A 19,190-nucleotide genomic window follows, 5' to 3' on the forward strand; every position below is an offset into this window, starting at 1 on the left:
TGGCGAAAATATCCCGGGGGTCCGGGGGCAGCGCCCCCGGCCGCCGGCCACATATCCGGAGTGACCCAAATGGCTGCGCAGAACGGCAAAGACCTGCTCATCAAGCTCGACCTCACCGGGGGCTTGCAATTCGAGACCATCGCGGGCCTGCGCGCCACGCGCATCAGCTTCAACGCCGAGACGGTCGATGTGACCAGCCTCGAGAGCACCGGCGGTTGGCGCGAGCTGCTGGCGGGGGCGGGGGTGAAGTCGGCCTCGATCTCCGGCTCTGGCATCTTCAAGGACCAGGCGACGGATGAGCGGGCGCGGCAGATCTTCTTTGACGGCGAGGTGCCGCAGTTCCAGGTGATCATCCCCGATTTCGGCATCGTGCAGGGGCCGTTCCAGATCACCGCGATCGAATATGCCGGCAGCCATAATGGCGAGGCGAGCTATGAGCTGTCGCTGGCCTCGGCGGGCGTTCTCAGCTTCGTGGCGCTGTGATGGCCAATCCTTGGGCGGGCGAGGTCGCGGTCTGGCTGGATGGGCAGCGGCATCTGGCCAAGCTGACGCTGGGCGCGCTGGCCGAGCTGGAGGCGGCGCTGGCCGAGGACAGCCTGATCGCGCTGGTGGAGCGGTTCGAGGGGGGGCGGTTTTCCAGCCGCGACGTGCTGGCGCTGCTGGTGGCGGGGCTGCGCGGCGGCGGCTGGGAGGGGAGCGCGGGGGATCTGCGCACGGTGGAGATCGGCGGCGGGCCGGTCGAGGCGGCGCGGGTGGCGGCAGAGCTGCTGGCGCGGGCCTTCGCGCTGCCGCCTGGGTGAAGACATGGATTGGCCGGGATTGATGCGGGCGGGGCTGCGGGGGCTGGGGCTGATGCCGGAGCAGTTCTGGCGGCTGACCCCGGCAGAGCTGGCGATCATGCTGGGCGCCGAGGCCGGGGCGGGGCCGCTGACGCGGGCTCGGTTGGAAGACCTGGCACGAAGGTGGCCGGATTTGCCCGCGGCGCGGGCAGGGGGGCCGGACCTGCTGAAGGCGGCAGAGAGCAAGGATGGGGGCGGCGATGGATGATGTGGACGGCATGGACGATCTGGCGCGGCAGGCGGCGGATCTGGAGCGGGCGCTGATCGGGGCCGAGGCGATGACCGCGGCCTTTGGCGAAGAGCTTCTGCGGATGCAGGAGAGCATGACCTTCACCAGCCGCGAGGTGTCGCTGCTGACCACCGGCATCGGGCGCGGGCTGCGCAGTGCCTTTGACGGGCTGATTTTTGACGGGCTGAAGCTGTCGGATGCGCTGCGGACCGTGGCGCAGTCGATGGCGGACAGCGTCTATGCGATTGCGATGAAACCGGTGCAGACGGCGACGGCGGGCGCCATTGCCAATGGCATGAACAGCCTGATGAGCGGGCTGTTTCCCTTCGAGAAGGGCGGCAGCTTTTCCCAAGGGCGAGTGATGCCGTTTGCCAAGGGCGGGGTGGTGTCTTCGCCCGTGACCTTCCCGATGCGGAATGGCCGCGGGCTGATGGGCGAGGCGGGGCCCGAGGCGATCCTGCCGCTGACACGCGGCGCTGATGGGCGGCTTGGCGTGCAGGCGCAGGGCGGGGGCCGGGCGGTCAATGTGGTGATGAACGTGACGACGCCGGATGCGGCGGGGTTCGCGCGCAGCCAGAGCCAGATCGCGGCACAGCTGGGCCGGGCGCTGTCGCGCGGCGAGCGCAACCGCTGAGGCGGCAGAGGGAGCAAGACCATGGCATTTCATGAGGTGAGGTTTCCCGCGAACCTGAGCTTTGGCTCGGTTGGGGGGCCCGAACGGCGCACGGAGATCGTGACGCTGGCCAACGGGTTCGAGGAGCGCAACACGCCCTGGTCGCAATCGCGCCGGCGCTATGATGCGGGGCTGGGGCTGCGGAGCCTCGACGATGTCGAACGGCTGATCGCGTTCTTTGAGGCGCGGGCCGGGCAACTGCACGGGTTCCGCTGGAAGGACTGGGCGGATTACAAATCCTGCCCCGCCTCGCGCGAGGTGGCCTTCGATGACCAGTTCATCGCGCTGGGGAACGGCGAGACGGCGGCGTTCGGGCTGGTGAAGAGCTACGAGTCCGGTGGCAGCACCTATCTGCGCGGCATTGCCAAGCCGGTGGCGGGTTCCGTGCGGATGGGGCTGCAGGGCGAGGCGCTGGTCGAGGGGCTGCATTACGCGGTGGATACGGTGACGGGCGTTGTGACCTTCGTGGTGCCGCCGGCGCCGGGCGAGCGCATTTCGGCCGGGTTCGAGTTCGATGTGCCGGTGCGGTTCGATACCGACCGCATTCAGGTGTCGGTGGCGAGTTTTCAGGCCGGCGACGTGCCGCAGGTGCCGGTGGTCGAGGTGCGGATATGAGTGCTGAAGGGCTTTTTGCGCATCTGGCAAGTGGGGCGAGCACGGTGTGCCGGTGCTGGGCCGTCGTGCGGAAGGATGGGACGGTGCTGGGCTTCACCGACCATGACCGCGACCTGAGCTTCGAGGGGATCGTGTTCCGCGCCGATAGCGGCATCACCGCGCGGGCGCTGGCGCAGACCACGGGGCTGTCGGTGGATAACAGCGAGGCTTACGGCGCGCTGCGCAGCGATGCGATTGCCGAGGCGGATATTCTGGCCGGGCGCTTTGATGGGGCCGATGTGCGGGCCTGGCTGGTGAACTGGGCGGAGCCGGAGGCGCGGCTGTTGCAGTTCCGTGGAAGCCTGGGCGAGCTGACCCGGGCGGGCGGGGCCTTTACCACCGAGCTGCGGGGGCTGAGCGAGCCCTTGAACCACACGCAGGGGCGGATCTTTCTGGCTGGCTGCACGGCGGTGCTGGGCGACGCGCGCTGCAAGTTCGACCTGTCGCAGCCGGGATACAGCGTGGAGGTGGCGGCCGGAGAGGTGACTAGCACGGCGCTGTTCCGGCTGCCTGCGCTGCCGGAGTTTGAAGACCGCTGGTTCGAGAAGGGCCGGCTGTCTGTGCTGAGCGGCGCCGCGGCGGGGTTGTGGGGCAGCGTCAAGAACGACCGGGTGGATGCGGAGGGGCGCAGCGTGGAGCTGTGGCAGGGGTTGCGGGAGACGGTCGCGCCGGGCGATCAACTGCGGCTGGAGGCGGGGTGCGACAAGCGGGGCGAGACTTGTCGGCTGAAGTTTCAGAATTTTGCGAACTTCAGGGGCTTCCCCCATATTCCGGGTGAGGACTGGCTGACCGTGTCGCCGGTGAAGGCGGCACAGCCATGACTGCAAAGCGGATCGTAGCGGCGGCGCGGGGCTGGATCGGCACGCCTTACCGGCATCAGGCCTCAGTCCGGGGCGGGGGCGCGGATTGCCTTGGCCTGCTGCGCGGGGTCTGGCGCGAGGTCTATGGCGCCGAGCCCGAGGCGGTGCCGGCCTATACCGCCGACTGGTCGGAGCCCGCGCGCGAGGAGCGGCTGTGGGCGGCGGCGCGGCGGCATCTGCGGGAGTGCCCTGCGGGGGCTGAGCCGGAGCCGGGCGAGGTGCTGCTGTTCAGGATGCGCGCCGGGTCTGTCGCCAAGCATCTGGGGATCCTGTCCCGGGTCGGCGAGAGTGCCGCCTTCATTCACGCCTATTCGGGCCATGCGGTGCTGGAAAGCCCGCTCTCGGCCCCCTGGCAGCGCCGGATCGCGGCGCGCTTTGCTTTTCCCAGCGGAGGGTCGTGATGGCCACCATTCTGTTCGCGGCTGCCGGTGCGGCCATCGGCGCGGGGTTCGGCGGGACAATCCTTGGCCTGTCGAGCGCGGTGATCGGCCGTGCGGTGGGCGCGACGGTGGGCCGGGTGATCGACCAGGCGCTGCTGGGGGGCGGGTCCACCTCGGTCGAGACCGGGCGGATCGAGCGGTTCCGGCTGACCGGCGCCAGCGAGGGCGCGCCCTTGGGGGTGATCTGGGGACGGATGCGGGTGGGCGGTCAGGTGATCTGGTCCTCGCCCTTTCTCGAGACCGAGGAGAAGGAGGAGGTGGGCGGCAAGGGCGCGCCGAGCACTACGATCACCAGCTACAGCTATTCGGTCAGCGTGGCGGTGGCAGTGGGCGAGGGCGAGATCACCTGCATCGGGCGGGTCTGGGCAGATGGTGCCGAGATCGCGCCGGATGATGTGCAGATGCGCGTCTATTCCGGCAGCGAGGATCAGTTGCCCGACCCGAAGATCGAGGCGGTGGAGGGGGTTGGGCTGGCGCCGGCCTATCGCGGCACGGCCTATGTGGTGTTCGAGAACCTCGCCCTTGCGCCTTATGGCAACCGGGTGCCGCAGTTCTCGTTCGAGGTGATCCGTCCGGCGCAGGGGCCGGCGATCAGCGAGGTGGAAGACCTGACCCGCGGCGTGCGGGCCGTGGCGATGATCCCGGGGACGGGGGAATATGCGCTGGCGACGCGGCCGGTGCATTATGGCACCGGCCTTGGCACGGGCGAGAGCGCCAATGTGAACACCGCGAGCGGGCGGCCGGATTTCCTGACCTCGCTGGAGGCGCTGAACAACGAGCTGCCCAATTGTGGGTCGGTGTCGCTGGTGGTGTCGTGGTTCGGCGATGACCTGCGCTGCGGGCAGTGCGAGCTGCGCCCGAAGGTGGAGCAGAAGCAGTTTGACGGCGCGGATTATCCCTGGCGCGTGGGCGGTGTGACGCGGGGCAGCGCGCTGGCGGTGGCGCAGATCGACGGGCGGCCGGTCTATGGCGGCACCCCCACCGATGCCTCGGTGATCGAGGCGATCCGGGCGATGAAGGCGGCGGGCCAGAAGGTGGTGTTCTACCCGTTCATCCTGATGGAGCAGCTGGCGGGCAATGGGCTGACGGACCCCTGGACGGGGGCGGATGATCAGCCGGCGTTGCCCTGGCGGGGGCGGATCACGCTGTCGGCGGCGCCGGGGACCGCGGGCACGCCGGACCGCAGCGCGCTGGCTGGCGCGCAGGTTTCGGCGTTCTTCGGGCAGGCGGCCTGGACAGATTTTTCCACGTCGGGCGTGCTGGGGCCGCTGGGGACGGAGGGGGGCAACCCGCCGACGATTTCCTATTTCGGGCCGGCGGAATGGTCCTATCGGCGGTTCATCTTGCACTACGCGTGGCTGTGCAAGGCCGCGGGCGGGGTGGACGGGTTCTGCATCGGATCCGAGATGCGCGGGCTGACGCAGATCCGCGGCGCTGGTGACAGCTTTCCCGCTGTGCAGCAGCTGCGGCAACTGGCGGTCGAGGTGCGGCTGATCCTGGGGGCGCAGGCCAAGATCGGCTATGCGGCCGATTGGAGCGAATATGCGGGCTATGATGCGGGAGAGGGCAATCGCTATTTCCACCTCGACCCGCTGTGGGCGGACGAGGCCATCGATTTCATCGGCATCGACAATTACATGCCGGTGTCGGACTGGCGGGACGGGACGGAGCATGCGGATGCGGGTTGGGGCGCGATCTACAACCTTGACTACCTGAAGGCCAATATCGCGGGCGGCGAGGGCTATGACTGGTACTATGCCCATCCCGAACACCGGGATGCGCAGATCCGCACGCCGATCACCGATGAGGGCTATGACGAGCCCTGGATCTGGCGGGTGAAGGATATCCGCGGCTGGTGGGAGAATGCGCATCATGAGCGCATTGCCGGGGTGCGTCAGGAGGCCCCGACCGATTGGGTGCCGCGGTCCAAGCCCGTTTGGTTCACCGAGATGGGCTGCGCCGCGATCGACAAGGGCGGCAACGAGCCGAACAAGTTCCTCGATCCGCGGTCGTCGGAGTCGGACATCCCGCATTACTCCAATGGCCGGCGCGATGACCTGATGCAGATGCAATATCTGCGGGCGATGCGCGAATTCTGGATCGACCCGGCGAACAACCCGGTGTCGGAGCTTTACCCGGGACCGATGGTCGATATGGACAGGGCGCATGTCTGGGCCTGGGACGCGCGGCCGTTTCCGCAGTTTCCCAACAATGTGGAGCTGTGGACCGACGGCGACAACTGGACTCGCGGGCATTGGATCAGCGGGCGCACGACCTCGCAGCCGCTGGACAATGTGGTGGCCGAGATCTGCGCGCGGTCGGGGCAGCGACTGATCGACGTATCGGAGCTGTACGGCGTGGTGCGCGGCTATGTCGCCTCGGATGGCGGCAATGGGCGGTCGGCGCTGCAGCCGCTGATGCTGGCCTATGGGTTCGATGCCATCGAGCGGGACGGGGTGCTGCGGTTCCGGATGCGGAAAGGGGTGGCGACCGGCACGGTGCGGCCGGAGACGGTTGCGCTTGGCGAGGGCGGCGCGGTGGAGCTGACGCGGATGTCGCAGGCCGATCTGGCGGAGCGGATCCGGCTGACCTTTGTCGAGGCGCAGGGGGATTTCGAGACCCGCGCGGTGGAGGCGATTCTGCCGGATGCGGAGTCGCGCAGCATCGCCGAGACCGAGTTCCCGCTGGCCCTGACCCGGGCCGAGGCGCAGGGGATTGCTGAGCGCTGGCTGGCCGAGGTGCGGGTGGCGCGGGACGGGGTGCGCCTGTCGCTGCCGCCGTCGCAAAGCTGGTTGGGCGCAGGGGACGTGCTGAGGCTGGAGGCGCAAGACGGGCACGAGCAGGGGCTTTACCGCATCGACCGGGTCGAGGTGGCGGGCGCGGCCGAGATCGAGGCGGTGCGGGTGGAGCCGGGGGTGTATGAGCCCTCGGACGAGGCAGAAACGCGGGTGGTGCCACGGGCCTTTGCCGCGCCGGTGCCGGTGTTTCCGCAATTCCTCGACCTGCCGCTGCTGACCGGCGCTGAGGTGCCCTATGCGCCGCATCTGGCGGTGACGGCGACGCCCTGGCCGGGGACGGTGGCGGTGTATTCTTCGGCCAGCGATGCGGGCTATGTCCTGAACACGCTGATGACCAAGCGGGCGGTGATCGGGGTCACGCAGACACCGCTGCTGCGGGCGGTGCCGGACAGCTGGGATCTGGGCGCGCCGCTGCGGGTGCGGGTCTATGGCGGCACACTTTCCTCGGCCGATGAGGAGGCGGTGCTGAACGGTGCCAACAGCTTTGCCATTGGCTCGGGAGCCTCTGCGGGCTGGGAGGTGCTGCAATGCCAGCGCGCGGTGCTGGTGGGGGACGGGATCTATGACCTCGATCTGCGGCTGCGCGGCCAGCTTGGCACCGATGCCGATATGCCGGACGAATGGCCGGTCGGCAGCTATCTGGTGCGGATCGACAGTGCGTTGCAGCAGATCACGCTGAACGCCTCGGCCCGCGGGTTGGCGCGTCACTACCGGATCGGCTCGGCGGCGCGGGGCTATGATGATCCGTCCTACGTGCATCTGCTCGAGGCGTTCGACGGGATCGGGCTGCGGCCCTATTCGCCGTGCCAGTTGCGCTGGACTGCCGATGGTGCCGGGGGCGGAACGTTGAACTGGATCCGGCGGACGCGGATCGAGGGCGACAGTTGGGTGTCGGTCGAGGTGCCGCTTGGCGAGACGCGCGAGGCTTATGTCGTGCGCGTCGTCGTGGGCGCGCAGATCCGCCGCGAGGAGACGGTGAGCGCGCCGGGCTGGAGCTATACCGCTGCGCAACGCGCTGCGGATGGTGCGGCGGCCGGGTTTGAAATTCATGTGGCGCAACTGTCCGATGCTTTCGGACCGGGCCCGTTCGAGGGGATCGAGATCAATGACTGACACAAGCCAGCTTTCGCTGCCGCTGCTGCGCGCCTCGCAGGCGCAAAAGCATGTGACGATGAACGATGCGCTGATGCGGCTGGACGGGCTGACGCAGCTGGTGATCACCTCGCGCGGGGTTTCGCTGCCGCCGGGGGCCGCGGTGGATGGGACTGTCTATGCTGTTCCCCCGGGCGCGGTGAACGCCTGGGCGGGGCATGAGGGCGAGCTTGCCATCCGCGCGAATGGCGGCTGGGTGTTTGCGGTGCCGAAGGCCGGTTGGCAGGGGTTCATCCTGGATGAGGGGCTGCCGGCGATTCATGACGGCACGGGCTGGCGCGCAGGTGCGGTGACGATGGCGCCATCGGGGGCGGGGATGTCGTTCGGTGTGGCGCAGATCGATCATGTGGTGACGGCGGGCGCGACCTCGGCGACGACGATCCTGATCCCGTCGGGGGCGGTGGTGTTCGGGATGACGGCCCGCGTGACCGATGCGATCACTGGCAGTCTGAGCACTTGGCAGCTGGGGACTGCGGGGGCGCCGGATCGCTTTGGGTCGGGCCTTGGGCTAGGGGAAGGGTCTTGGGCGCGGGGAGTGCTGTCGGTGCCGATGGCCTATTACGAGCCGACGGGGCTGCTGCTGACGGCGACGGGCGGCAGTTTCGTGGGGGGAACGGTGCGGATTGCGGCGCATTATGCGGAGCTGGCGCTGCCGGTTGCCTGACGAAAAGGGGACGGCGCGGTTTTTCGCGCCGACCCGGTGGCTTGGTCAGGTGTTGAATTCGACGATGATGTGGTCGCCGACGTCAGGCTGATGCTCTTCGCTCATATTCGAGCGGAGGATCTCGATCCCGAAGCGCACAGAGCTGTCGGTGGAGGCCCAGACCGACGCCTCTTGCAGGGTCAGGCGCAGGGCGATGAGGTCGGGGTCCTTGCGACCCTCGGGGAACCAGGCAGCGGCGACCGGCGACCAGATCTCGTCGATCTTGACATCGTCATAGAGCTGAACGATGGCGCCGGCCATGCAGGCATGCAGGTCATGATCCTTGTTGATGAAGACGAAATGGGCGCGGGCGCCTTGGCCGATGGCGCGAACCAGATCGGTCTGGCGCGAGGACAGGAACCAAATCTCGCCCTTCTCTGTATCGGGGTAGTGGGTCATTGGCTGCAGATGCTGCCCTGATCCTTCGATGCCCAGCATCCCGGTGCGGGTCTCGCCCATTGCGGCGAAGAGGGTGGCTTTGGGATCGTCGCGCAGGTTCTGGCGCAGGCTCATGGTGGTCTCCTTCAGTTGGGCGAGGGCGCGGACGTCCTCGCATTGCCGGTCAACGCGGGGAGGCCGGGGGCGTTCCCTGTCTTGCGTGAAGAAGGACCGCCGTCAGACGATATGGCGGCGCAGGGCTGCATCGAGGGTCGCCTGCACCATCTCGGTGGTGAACGGGCGTTCGAGGATCAGGCAATCGGCGAAGGGCGCGGCCTTGATGCCCTCGCTGCGCGGGATCAGCACCACGCGGCCGCCGCGGGCCACGATGCCGTCGACCAACTCAGTCCAGCCCTCGGCCTGCCGGTCGTCGATTAGGAACGCCAGCCGCATTGCCTCGATATCGCGCATCGCCTGTAGAGCTGAAGTCGTGTCGCGAGCGCGCAGCACCTCGGCTCCGGGTTCGAATTCGGCGACGATCTGTGCAAGATCCTCGGCGACGACCAGGTGTTTCAAGACGACAAGATAGGCCTCACGGCCTGACGCGTGCTGCACGCTGTTCTCCTGATTACGTCAGCGGCATGACCCACTGACCCTTTGCTGATGCCCTTCATGGAACTCTTCAGGAGGCGACGCATTAAACTGCGACATATCTGGACAAGAATTCGTATAACCGATGACAACGCCCTGTGCCGATTGCCCGCTGCGCTGCAAGCCGCTGTTCGAGCCGTTCACCGAACAGGAGCTTGCCTTCATGGAGAAGTTCAAGATCGGCGAGCTGACGATCGAGGCCGGGCGAACCATCTTGATGCAGGGCGCCCCGAGTCCGCAGTTCTATACAGTGCTTCGCGGGCAAGGACTTCGTCACAAGACACTCGAGGATGGTCGCCGTCAGGTGATCAGCTTCGTTCTGCCAGGCGATCTGGTGGGGCTGCAGGCCGTGGTGACGGGCGAGATGCAGCATTCGGTGGAGGCTTCCGTCGAAACGACACTTTGCGTGTTCGACCGGAATGGCCTGTGGGATCTGTTCTCCAACCAGCCGAAGCGGTCCTATTCGCTCACCTGGCTCTCGGCGGTGGAAGAGAACTTTCTGGGCGAGACCCTTGCCACGCTGGGGCAACGCGACGCTGGTCAGCGGATTGCCTGGGCACTTGTCCGGTTGCATGAGCGGCTGACGGCGCTTGGGATGGCGCGGGGCGGGCGGGTGCCCTTGCCCTGGCGGCAGCAGGATCTCGCCGATGCCGTGGGTCTGTCTTTGGTGCACACCAACAAGACACTGGCCCGGCTCAGGGACAGTGGGCTGGCGGACTGGTCCGCCGGGCAACTGTCGCTGCCAGGGCGCAAGCAGCTTGCGGATATGGCCTTCATCGACCTGGAGTACCCGATGCAGCGGCCATTGCTGTAAAGCGTACGCGCCTGCCACTGGCCCTTGTGCAAGGGTGCGGATAGAACCGGGTCATGACATTCACAGAGACTGACATGCCGCTGACCCTCTTGCCCTTTGCCCTTCCGGTATTTCCATCAGAGCGCAGCCGCGGCCGATGACGCCCGCCGCCCGCATTGCCGCTGCGATCGAGATCCTTGATCGCCATCTCGCCGGATCTCCCGCCGAGCAGGCCTTGACGGGTTGGGCACGGGGCCACCGCTTCGCGGGCTCGGGGGACCGGGCGGCTATCCGCGATCATGTCTTCGACGCGTTGCGTTGCAAGCGCAGCTTCGGGGCGCTCGGCGGAGCGGTTGACCTTCCGACCGGGCGTGCGCTGATGATTGGCGCACTCCGGGATGCCGCTATTGCCCCAGAGACGCTGTTCACGGGCGAGGGCCATGCGCCTGGGCCGCTGACCGCCACTGAAGCGTGTCTGCCCGCTGCGGAGTTGCCGTGCAACGTGGCCATCGACTGCCCCGACTGGTTGGCGCCGGTGCTGGAGGACAGCTTGGGCGATGCGTTTGTTCCGGTCATGCGCCTGCTGCGTCAGCGTGCCCCGGTGACGCTACGGGTAAACCTTTCACGCACATCCCGGGTCGAGGCGCAGGCGGCGCTCGCCGCCGAGGGGATTGCAGCCCTGCCGCATCCGCTGGCCGAGACTGCGCTGCAGGTGACCGAAAACCCCCAGAAACTCCGCGCTTGTGCCCCCTATCTTGATGGCCGGGTCGAACTGCAGGATTCTGCAAGCCAGGCGGTTGTGGCGATGTTGCCGCTGACGGGGGCGAAGCGGGTCCTCGACTACTGTGCTGGGGGCGGCGGCAAGACGCTGGCAATGGCGGCCCGCGCGCCTGCTGACTATGTGGCGCATGACATTGCCCCGCAGCGGATGCGCGATCTGCCCGAGCGGGCCCGGCGCGCCGGGATCCGCGTAGATCTGGCCGACCCCGCCCGTGTTGCGGCCCTCGCTCCCTATGACCTTGTGTTGCTTGATGTGCCTTGTTCGGGCTCGGGGAGCTGGCGCCGCGCGCCAGAGGCGAAATGGGCTCTGACGCCTGCGCGATTGGCGGAGTTGCGGCAGATTCAGGCCCACATCCTTGACGAAACCCACGCCTTTGTCGCGCCCGGCGGGGTGCTGGCCTACGTCACCTGCTCCATGCTGGGGGTCGAGAACGGCGATCAGGTTGCGACGTTCCTGCAGCGCACCCCCGGCTGGCATTGCTTGGAGCAACGCAGCTTCACGCCATTGGAGGGCGGCGACGGCTTCTTCTGCGCCCTCTTGACGCGCGTGCCGGCCTAAGAACAATTCGAGGCTGTGTTTCTTGCGACGGCCCTGAAATCTCATCGGTGTTAAAGGACGGTTAAGCATTTCCGGGCCGAATGCGGGAAATCATTTGAGGAGGCTCAGGCGTGTCGCATCCGGCGCTGTCACCGCATCCGCTGACCCGCACCGCCTTGGCTCTTTCGCCGCGCGGCAGTTGGCTTGTTGCAGGGGCGGTGATCTGCGCCTGTGCGGCCGTAGTGCTTCGAACGCGAAGCGTGGCGCTGCCGTTGCTGGCGGCTGCGGCGACACTGGCGGCGCTTGCCATCGTGTTGCGGATGCTGGCACACCGGCATGCAGCCTCGCGCGCGCAGTTGCATGAGCAGATTGCCGCCTTCATTGCACATGACGCGTCTCCAAGCTTCACCACCGATGACGAGGGTGCCATCGGGTACCAGAACCACGCCGCACTGGAACGTTTCGGTGCGTGCGACGGACAAACGCTGACGCGGGCGCTGTCCGAGGTATTCGCCAATCCGGCCGCCGTGCTGGTTCGACTTCAGAACAGGGCCGCAGCACTTGGCGCCGCGCGCGAGGATATGGTGACGCGGCGCGGCCATGTCCGCGTTTGCGTGCATCAGATCGGCGAGAATGGCTATCTGTGGCGGCTCGAGGATATGGTGGAGCGCGCATCTGGCGGGCGCGGCGCGGAAAACCTCAGCCTTCCGATGCTCACGGCCACCCGCACTGGCACGATCTTGTTCATGAACGAAGCGTTGCGCCGCATCGTTGGCGAGCGGGTCAAGAGCCTTGATCGGATCTTTTCGGATCTGCCCCTGCGGCCCGGAGACGAACATGAGATTTCCGGGGTTGACGGACCGGTGCGTGCGCTGGTCGCCGAGGTCGAGGGCCCGGGAGGACGGCGAGAGATCTACCTTTTGCCCTCCCTGCAGATTCACCGGCCGGCCGCATCCGATCCTACCTCATTTGAATCGCTGCCGGTGGCGCTGTTGCGTCTCTCGGCCGAGGGGCGGGTGATGGCAGCCAACCGTGCGGCGCGCGGCCTGATAGGCGCCATGGAGGCCGAAGTGCCACTTTCGGAGGTGCTGGAGGGGCTCGGCCGGCCCGTGGCGGACTGGCTGGGCGACGCACTTTGCGGCCGCACCGACCGCCGTCCTGAGGTGCTGCGTGTGCGCCGTTCGGATCGTGAGGTGTTCTTGCAGGTCACGCTGAGCCGGGTCATGGAAGAGGGGCGACCGGGCCTCGTTGCGGTGATGTCGGATGCGACCCAGTTGAAGACGCTCGAGGCGCAATTTGTGCAAAGCCAGAAGATGCAGGCCATCGGCCAACTGGCGGGCGGGGTGGCGCATGACTTCAACAACCTGCTGACGGCGATTTCGGGGCATTGCGACCTGCTGCTCCTGCGCCACGACAAAAGCGATCCGGACTATGCCGACCTGGTACAGATCAACCAGAATGCAAACCGCGCTGCCAGCCTTGTGGGGCAGCTGCTTGCCTTTTCGCGAAAGCAGACGCTGAAGCCCAAGATACTGGACCTGCGCGACACCCTGTCAGACCTGACGCATCTGCTGAACCGGCTTGTCGGTGAAAAGGTGCGCCTGTCGCTTGGCCACGACCCTGTCCTGCGGCCGATCCGTGCGGACAAACGCCAGCTGGAACAGGTGATCATGAACCTGGTGGTGAATGCCCGCGACGCGATGCCCGAGGGGGGGACGGTGCGGATCGAGACCGAAAACCTTCGGCTTGCCACCGAGATGAAGCGTGACCGTGTGGCGGTGCCGCCAGGGGACTACGTGATCGTGAAGGTGGTGGATGAAGGCGTGGGCGTCGCCCCCGACAAGCTCGCCAAGATCTTCGAGCCCTTCTACACCACCAAGCGCACTGGCGAGGGGACCGGCCTTGGCCTCTCGACCGCCTATGGCATTGTCAAGCAGACCGGCGGCTTCATCTTCGTCGATTCGGTGCAGGGCGTTGGCACCACCTTTACCCTCTATTTTCCCGCGCTGGATTATGGCGCTGTCGATGAACCCGAGCCGGTGGCCGCGACGCCTCCGAAGCGCACCGAAAGTGCTCCCGGCGAGGGCGCGGTCCTGCTGGTCGAGGATGAGGCCCCGGTGCGGGCCTTCGCCAGCCGCGCCCTGCGCCTTCGCGGGTTTAATGTCATTGAGGCCGAAAGCGGCGAGGAAGCTCTGCGTCTGCTCGAAGATCCCGAATTGGTCGTCGATGTCTTCGTGACCGATGTGATCATGCCCGGGCAGGACGGTCCGACCTGGGTGCGCGAGGCCTTGAAAGCGCGCCCTGCTGTGCGCGTCATCTTTGTGTCTGGCTATGCCGAGGACAGCCTTCAGGATAGCCAGGCCAAGATCCCGAACTCGATCTTCCTGCCCAAACCATTCTCTCTCGTCGAACTGACCAGCACGGTGCAGAGCCAGCTGCACTGAAACGCTTGGGAGGCGGGGACGCGCAACCGAGCATTGATCGTCGGCATCCTGTCGGGCGCCAGCCAGAACAGCCTCTTGCCGCAATACGGGTTTGGCGCGGAGCCTGTGTCCTCCAAGGCGGCGCTCAGGGCTCACCGTGTACACTTTTTCAAGCAGCGGCATCTTACCCGGTTAGCTGACCGGGTCACGCCGGCTTCCCAATCAACTCTAAGCCACTCAGACTGCCAAGGGCGTTCGGCATTGATCGTCCGATGACCGGCGACGCTCGACCGGAACGGCCATGCGGGTCAGGCCCCGGCCGGGAATGCTCTGCGTTGCCGTGTCTCCGGCCGCTTTACAGCCTCATAGAGTGCGTAATCTTCTGCCAACTGCGCGTTCAGGCGTCGTGTCAGGTCGGCCGGCAGGTCCATCGGCGCCCGTGGCGAGACGTTGAGGTGGGGCAGGGTGATCGCGCAGTCGAGCCGGTCCTCGAGAAACTCCAGCAGCTGGTCGATATCCTCGTAGCGGAACAGGTGGTCCACCGCGATATGCCCCTCCGCATCGGTCAGGAAGGCCGATTGCGAGCCGACACGGGCGAACTCCGCCTGCGGCTGATCGAGATAGCCCGCGACAAAGGCAGCGAAGCTGCCATCCCCCCCAATCGGCAGATGCTCGCGCAGACGGTAGCGATACCAGCTGCCCAACCAGTCCAAGGGCTCTCGGATCAGGGCGACGGTTTCGAAGCTCTGACCCTCGGCACTGGCTCCCAGGAACGGAGCCAGCAATCCCGAAAACCGCGCCGCTGTAGTGTGTTTCAGGGCCGGCGGACGCTGGACCGCCACATCGGCCAGCGATTCGAGAGCCATCTCGATCGAGGTGGACCCCGTCTTGGTGTTGGCGAGGAACACCAGATGTCTCTTCCAGAAGATCAGCATTCCCGCCTCATTCTCGCTCAGGCCGTGCCAGTCGGCACGGTATCCCCATCTTTTTCGGGGTGCAGCACCCGAAGAGCAGATTTGAGGGCCGCACGTAAACTACTCGTTAACCCAAGTGAGAAAAAGTTGGAATTATGAAGATATCGATTGAAATGTTCTTGGTTTGATCTCATAACCTGCAGAACAAGTGCGGAACAAAAGCGGGGCCTCTGTGCGATTGCCGCCCGGGGCCGGGTGTGGAATAAGGAACGGGACCAATGGCAGCGGCGAACCTCTTCGACATGACCGACAAGCGCAACACCGACAAACAAAAGGCGCTCGACAGCGCGTTGGCCCAGATCGAACGGCAGTTCGGCAAGGGCTCGATCATGCGGCTGGGGCTCAACAACCCGGTCATGGAGATCGAGGCGACCTCCACCGGCTCCTTGGGGCTCGACATCGCGCTTGGCATCGGCGGCCTGCCCAAGGGGCGGATCATCGAGATCTATGGCCCGGAAAGCTCGGGCAAGACCACGCTGACGCTGCATGTTGTGGCTGAAGAGCAGAAGAAGGGCGGCGTCTGTGCCTTTGTCGATGCCGAACACGCGCTCGACCCGCAATATGCCCGCAAACTCGGCGTGAACCTCGACGAGCTGCTGATCTCGCAGCCCGACACGGGTGAGCAGGCGTTGGAGATCGTCGACACGCTGGTGCGCTCGGGTGCCGTTAGCCTCGTGGTCATCGACTCGGTTGCTGCGCTGACGCCGAAGGCCGAGCTCGAAGGCGACATGGGCGACATGCAGATGGGCAGCCAGGCCCGCCTGATGAGCCAGGCCATGCGCAAGCTGACCGCAAGCATCGGGCGCAGCAACTGCATGGTGATCTTCATCAACCAGATCCGCATGAAGATCGGCGTGATGTTCGGCAGCCCCGAGACCACGACCGGCGGCAATGCGCTGAAATTCTACGCCTCGGTCCGGCTCGACATCCGCCGCATCGGCTCGATCAAGGACCGCGACGAGGTGGTGGGAAACTCCACCCGCGTCAAGGTGGTGAAGAACAAGGTCGCGCCGCCGTTCAAGCAGGTTGAGTTCGACATCATGTATGGCGAGGGCATTTCCAAGGTTGGTGAGATCATCGACCTTGGGGTGAAGGCCGGGATCGTCGAGAAGTCCGGCGCCTGGTACTCCTACGGCGATGAGCGCATCGGTCAGGGCCGCGAGAATGCCAAGCAGTTCCTGCGCGACCATCCCGATGTCTCGCTGGCGATCGAGGACAAGGTCCGCGCCAGCCACGGGCTCGATTTCGCCGCCACCGAGGGCGACGCCGAGGATGTGACCGAGGCCTGACCCGGGCTGGGGCGATCTTTTCTGCTGGAATGGGCTGCGCTCCGAAAGGGGCGCGGCTTTTTGTTAGGCTAGGGCAGGTCCGCCGGCGTGGTGACGAGCCCCGACCGGAGACGGGGGGCTGTCTGTCCCCCGGCGCCCATGCCGGGTGCTCCCCCCGAGGATGTTTTGAAAAGGCAAAGCAGGGGTCGGGCAGTGGACGGCATCTGCAGTGTCGGCAGGGTGAGGGCGGGGGCGGCGCGGCGGTAGAGAGGGGCGCCTTTGCTGGACAGGCCCCCGATGCGGCGATAAACGGGGGGCAACAGACCCCTGCCTAAAGGCCCCGCGCCCCAAAGGCCCCGTGAGAGCAGAAAATATGCCCAGCCTGAACGACATCCGCTCTACTTTTCTCGATTTCTACGGTCGCAACGGCCACCGCGTGGTGGACAGCTCGCCCCTGGTGCCGCGCAACGATCCGACGCTGATGTTCGCCAATTCGGGCATGGTGCAGTTCAAGAACCTGTTCACCGGCGCCGAGACCCGGGATTATGCCCGCGCCACCACCGCGCAGAAATGCGTGCGCGCGGGGGGCAAGCACAATGACCTCGACAATGTCGGCTATACGGCGCGGCACCATACCTTCTTTGAAATGCTGGGGAATTTCAGCTTCGGCGACTATTTCAAGGACGATGCCATCGCTTTTGCGTGGGAGCTTCTGACCCGCGATTTCGGGATCGACCGCAGCAAGCTGCTGGTCACCGTCTATCACACCGATGACGAGGCAGCGGGCATCTGGAAGAAGGTTGCGGGCCTGAGCGACGAGCGGATCATCCGCATCCCCACCGATGATAACTTCTGGCGCATGGGCCCGACTGGCCCCTGTGGCCCCTGCACCGAGATATTCTATGACCACGGCGACCAGATCTGGGGCGGCCCTCCCGGCTCGGCCGATGAGGATGGCGACCGCTTCATCGAGATCTGGAACCTCGTCTTCATGCAGAACGAGCAGTTCGCTGATGGCACGATGGTGCCGCTGCCCAAGCAATCCATCGACACCGGCATGGGGCTGGAGCGGATCGGCGCGCTGCTGCAGGGCAAGCATGACAACTATGACACCGACCTGATGCGCAGCCTTATCGAGGCGAGCGCCCATGCCACCAGCGCCGACCCGGACGGGCCCGGCAAGGTGCATCACCGGGTGATCGCCGACCACCTGCGCTCTACCAGCTTCCTGATTGCCGACGGGGTCATGCCCTCCAACGAAGGCCGCGGCTATGTGCTGCGGCGGATCATGCGGCGGGCGATGCGCCACGCGCATATGCTGGGCGCTCAGGACCCGGTGATGTACCGGCTGGTGCCGGCGCTGGTGCGGCAGATGGGCGCCGCCTATCCCGAACTGGGCCGGGCGCAGGCGCTGATCGAGGAGACGCTGAAGCTGGAGGAGACCCGCTTCAAGCAGACGCTGGACCGCGGGCTGCGGCTGCTGGACGATGAGGTTTCGCGCCTGCCCGAAGGCGGTGCGCTGCCGGGCGAGGCGGCGTTCAAGCTCTATGACACCTACGGCTTCCCGCTTGACCTGACGCAGGACGCGCTGCGCGAGAAGGGCCTTTCGGTCGATACCGCCGGTTTCGATGCCGCGATGGCCGAGCAGAAGGCCAAGGCCCGCGCAAGCTGGGCCGGTTCGGGAGAGACCCGCGATGCGGCGATCTGGTTTGATCTGGCGGAATTGCATGGCCCGACCGAATTCCTGGGCTATGACACCGAAACCGCCGAGGGTCAGGTGCTGGCGCTGGTGCAGGGTGGGGCCGAGGTAAAGACCGCGGCCGAGGGCGCCGAGATCCAGATCATCGTCAACCAATCGCCCTTCTATGCCGAAAGCGGCGGCCAGGTCGGCGATGCCGGCTGGCTGCGCACTGAAACCGGGCAGGCGGCGATCACCGAGACGCGCAAGTCGGCGGGCCTGTTCCTGCACATCGGGCGGGTGACGGAAGGCGAGATCCGCGCCGGCCAGCCCGCGAAGCTGGAGGTGGACCATCACCGCCGCGCCGCCATTGAGGCCAACCACTCGGCCACGCACCTCGTGAACGAGGCGCTGCGCCGCGCGCTTGGCGATCATGTCGCGCAGAAGGGCAGCCTGAACGCGCCGGACCGTCTGCGCTTTGATTTCAGCCATTCCAAGGCGTTGACGCCCGCCGAACTGGCGCAGGTCGAGGCCGAGGTGAACGGCCTGATCCGCCAGAACTCTGCGGTGGAAACCCGGATCATGACGCCGGACGATGCCCGCGCCCTTGGTGCGCAGGCGCTGTTTGGCGAGAAATACGGCGACGAGGTCCGCGTCGTGTCGATGGGCAGCCTCGCCGGTTCCGGCAAGGGCACCGATGGCAGCACCTATTCGCTGGAGCTTTGCGGCGGCACCCATGTCTCCCGTCTGGGCGAGATCGGGGCGTTTGTGTTGCTGGGTGACAGTGCCTCCGCCGCCGGCGTGCGCCGGCTCGAGGCGCTGACGGGGCAGGTGGCGCTCGACCATCTGAACGCACAGGGCGCGCGGCTGGCTGAGATCGGCGGGCTGCTCAAGGCCTCTGCCGGTGAAGTGGTCGACCGGGTGAAGGCGCTGGTCGATGAGCGGCGGGCGCTGACCAATGAGCTGGCGCAGCTGCGGCGCGAACTGGCAATGGGCGGCGGCGGTGCGGCCGGCCCGGCGGCGAAGGACATAGGCGGCATCAGCTTCCTGGCGCAATCGGTCAGCGGCGTGTCGGGCAAGGATCTGCCGGCGCTGGTCGATGAGATGAAGGCGCGCGTCGGCTCTGGCGCGGTGCTGCTGGTCGCCGATACCGGCGGCAAGGCGGCGGTGGCGGCGGGCGTGACGGCCGATCTGACGGCGCGCATCTCTGCCGTCGATCTGGTGCGCGCGGCGGCCGAGGCGCTTGGCGGCAAGGGCGGCGGCGGGCGGCCCGACATGGCGCAGGCTGGCGGCGCGGACCCCACGAAAGCGGCCGAGGCCATCGCGGCGGCCGAAGCCGTTCTGGCGAACCTGTAAGGG

Annotated in this window: 17 protein-coding genes; 14 read left to right on the forward strand and 3 right to left on the reverse strand. The window is 66.7% G+C overall.

Annotated features, from left to right (window positions below; translation table 11 throughout):
• Positions 1–69 precede the first annotated feature (69 nt).
• The 9 genes from Q8S30_RS04950 to Q8S30_RS04990 are packed head-to-tail and all read left to right on the forward strand — an operon-like array spanning position 70 to position 8,309.
• A complete protein-coding gene (locus tag Q8S30_RS04950; RefSeq protein ID WP_305664926.1) occupies positions 70–483 on the forward strand; it encodes a phage major tail protein, TP901-1 family in 414 nt (137 codons plus the stop codon).
• Positions 483–800: a gene transfer agent family protein gene (locus Q8S30_RS04955; protein ID WP_305664927.1), complete on the forward strand. Its 318-nt coding sequence runs from the start codon at positions 483–485 to the stop codon at positions 798–800. Before Q8S30_RS04950 ends, Q8S30_RS04955 begins: the two co-directional genes overlap by 1 nt.
• 4 nt (positions 801–804) lie before the next feature.
• On the forward strand, positions 805–1,047 hold the full coding sequence (locus Q8S30_RS04960) for a rcc01693 family protein (protein ID WP_305664928.1): 243 nt from the start codon (positions 805–807) through the stop codon (positions 1,045–1,047).
• Entirely contained in the window at positions 1,040–1,702 is a 663-nt protein-coding gene (locus Q8S30_RS04965; RefSeq protein WP_305664929.1) for a phage tail tape measure protein, read from the forward strand. The genes Q8S30_RS04960 and Q8S30_RS04965 overlap by 8 nt, the downstream gene beginning before the upstream one ends.
• 21 nt (positions 1,703–1,723) lie before the next feature.
• Positions 1,724–2,356: a DUF2460 domain-containing protein gene (locus Q8S30_RS04970; RefSeq protein ID WP_305664930.1), complete on the forward strand. Its 633-nt coding sequence runs from the start codon at positions 1,724–1,726 to the stop codon at positions 2,354–2,356.
• Positions 2,353–3,216, forward strand: coding sequence for a DUF2163 domain-containing protein (locus Q8S30_RS04975; protein WP_305664931.1), 864 nt, complete (start codon positions 2,353–2,355; stop codon positions 3,214–3,216). The genes Q8S30_RS04970 and Q8S30_RS04975 overlap by 4 nt, the downstream gene beginning before the upstream one ends.
• Positions 3,213–3,656: a peptidase gene (locus Q8S30_RS04980; RefSeq protein WP_305664932.1), complete on the forward strand. Its 444-nt coding sequence runs from the start codon at positions 3,213–3,215 to the stop codon at positions 3,654–3,656. Before Q8S30_RS04975 ends, Q8S30_RS04980 begins: the two co-directional genes overlap by 4 nt.
• Positions 3,656–7,606: a glycoside hydrolase TIM-barrel-like domain-containing protein gene (locus Q8S30_RS04985; RefSeq protein ID WP_305664933.1), complete on the forward strand. Its 3,951-nt coding sequence runs from the start codon at positions 3,656–3,658 to the stop codon at positions 7,604–7,606. The genes Q8S30_RS04980 and Q8S30_RS04985 overlap by 1 nt, the downstream gene beginning before the upstream one ends.
• Positions 7,599–8,309 carry a DUF2793 domain-containing protein gene (locus Q8S30_RS04990; protein ID WP_305664934.1) on the forward strand — a complete coding sequence of 237 codons (711 nt, stop codon included), beginning with the start codon at positions 7,599–7,601 and terminating at the stop codon, positions 8,307–8,309. Before Q8S30_RS04985 ends, Q8S30_RS04990 begins: the two co-directional genes overlap by 8 nt.
• Positions 8,310–8,354: 45 nt before the next feature.
• Here the strand turns inward: Q8S30_RS04990 and Q8S30_RS04995 are convergent, their stop codons facing one another.
• Positions 8,355–8,861 (reverse strand): pyridoxamine 5'-phosphate oxidase family protein, encoded by a 507-nt coding sequence (locus Q8S30_RS04995; protein WP_305664935.1) that lies wholly within the window; start codon positions 8,859–8,861, stop codon positions 8,355–8,357.
• Between the two features lie 102 nt (positions 8,862–8,963).
• A complete protein-coding gene (locus Q8S30_RS05000) occupies positions 8,964–9,341 on the reverse strand; it encodes a hypothetical protein (RefSeq protein WP_305664936.1) in 378 nt (125 codons plus the stop codon).
• Positions 9,342–9,462: 121 nt separating this feature from the next.
• Between Q8S30_RS05000 and Q8S30_RS05005 the strand changes: the two genes are divergently transcribed.
• From Q8S30_RS05005 to Q8S30_RS05015, 3 genes are all read left to right on the forward strand, one after another.
• Positions 9,463–10,191, forward strand: a complete 729-nt coding sequence (locus tag Q8S30_RS05005) for a Crp/Fnr family transcriptional regulator (protein WP_305664937.1) — start codon at positions 9,463–9,465, stop codon at positions 10,189–10,191.
• A gap of 136 nt (positions 10,192–10,327) precedes the next feature.
• Positions 10,328–11,509: an RsmB/NOP family class I SAM-dependent RNA methyltransferase gene (locus Q8S30_RS05010; RefSeq protein WP_305664938.1), complete on the forward strand. Its 1,182-nt coding sequence runs from the start codon at positions 10,328–10,330 to the stop codon at positions 11,507–11,509.
• 221 nt (positions 11,510–11,730) lie between these two features.
• Positions 11,731–13,932: an ATP-binding protein gene (locus tag Q8S30_RS05015; RefSeq protein ID WP_305664939.1), complete on the forward strand. Its 2,202-nt coding sequence runs from the start codon at positions 11,731–11,733 to the stop codon at positions 13,930–13,932.
• 287 nt (positions 13,933–14,219) lie between these two features.
• Here Q8S30_RS05015 and Q8S30_RS05020 read toward each other — a convergent pair whose 3' ends face one another.
• A complete protein-coding gene (locus Q8S30_RS05020) occupies positions 14,220–14,846 on the reverse strand; it encodes a hypothetical protein (RefSeq protein WP_305664940.1) in 627 nt (208 codons plus the stop codon).
• A 257-nt stretch (positions 14,847–15,103) separates the two neighbouring features.
• Here Q8S30_RS05020 and recA point away from each other — a divergent pair, with 257 nt between their 5' ends.
• Together recA and alaS are read left to right on the forward strand one after the other, a co-directional pair.
• Complete coding sequence (recA, locus tag Q8S30_RS05025) at positions 15,104–16,174, forward strand: recombinase RecA (protein ID WP_305664941.1); 1,071 nt, start codon at positions 15,104–15,106, stop codon at positions 16,172–16,174.
• A gap of 352 nt (positions 16,175–16,526) precedes the next feature.
• Entirely contained in the window at positions 16,527–19,187 is a 2,661-nt protein-coding gene (gene alaS, locus Q8S30_RS05030) for an alanine--tRNA ligase (protein WP_305664942.1), read from the forward strand.
• The last annotated feature ends 3 nt before the right edge of the window (positions 19,188–19,190 follow it).

The sequence above is a fragment of the Frigidibacter sp. genome (assembly GCF_030695035.1).
In the GTDB taxonomy this organism is placed as follows: Bacteria; Pseudomonadota; Alphaproteobacteria; order Rhodobacterales; family Rhodobacteraceae; genus Frigidibacter.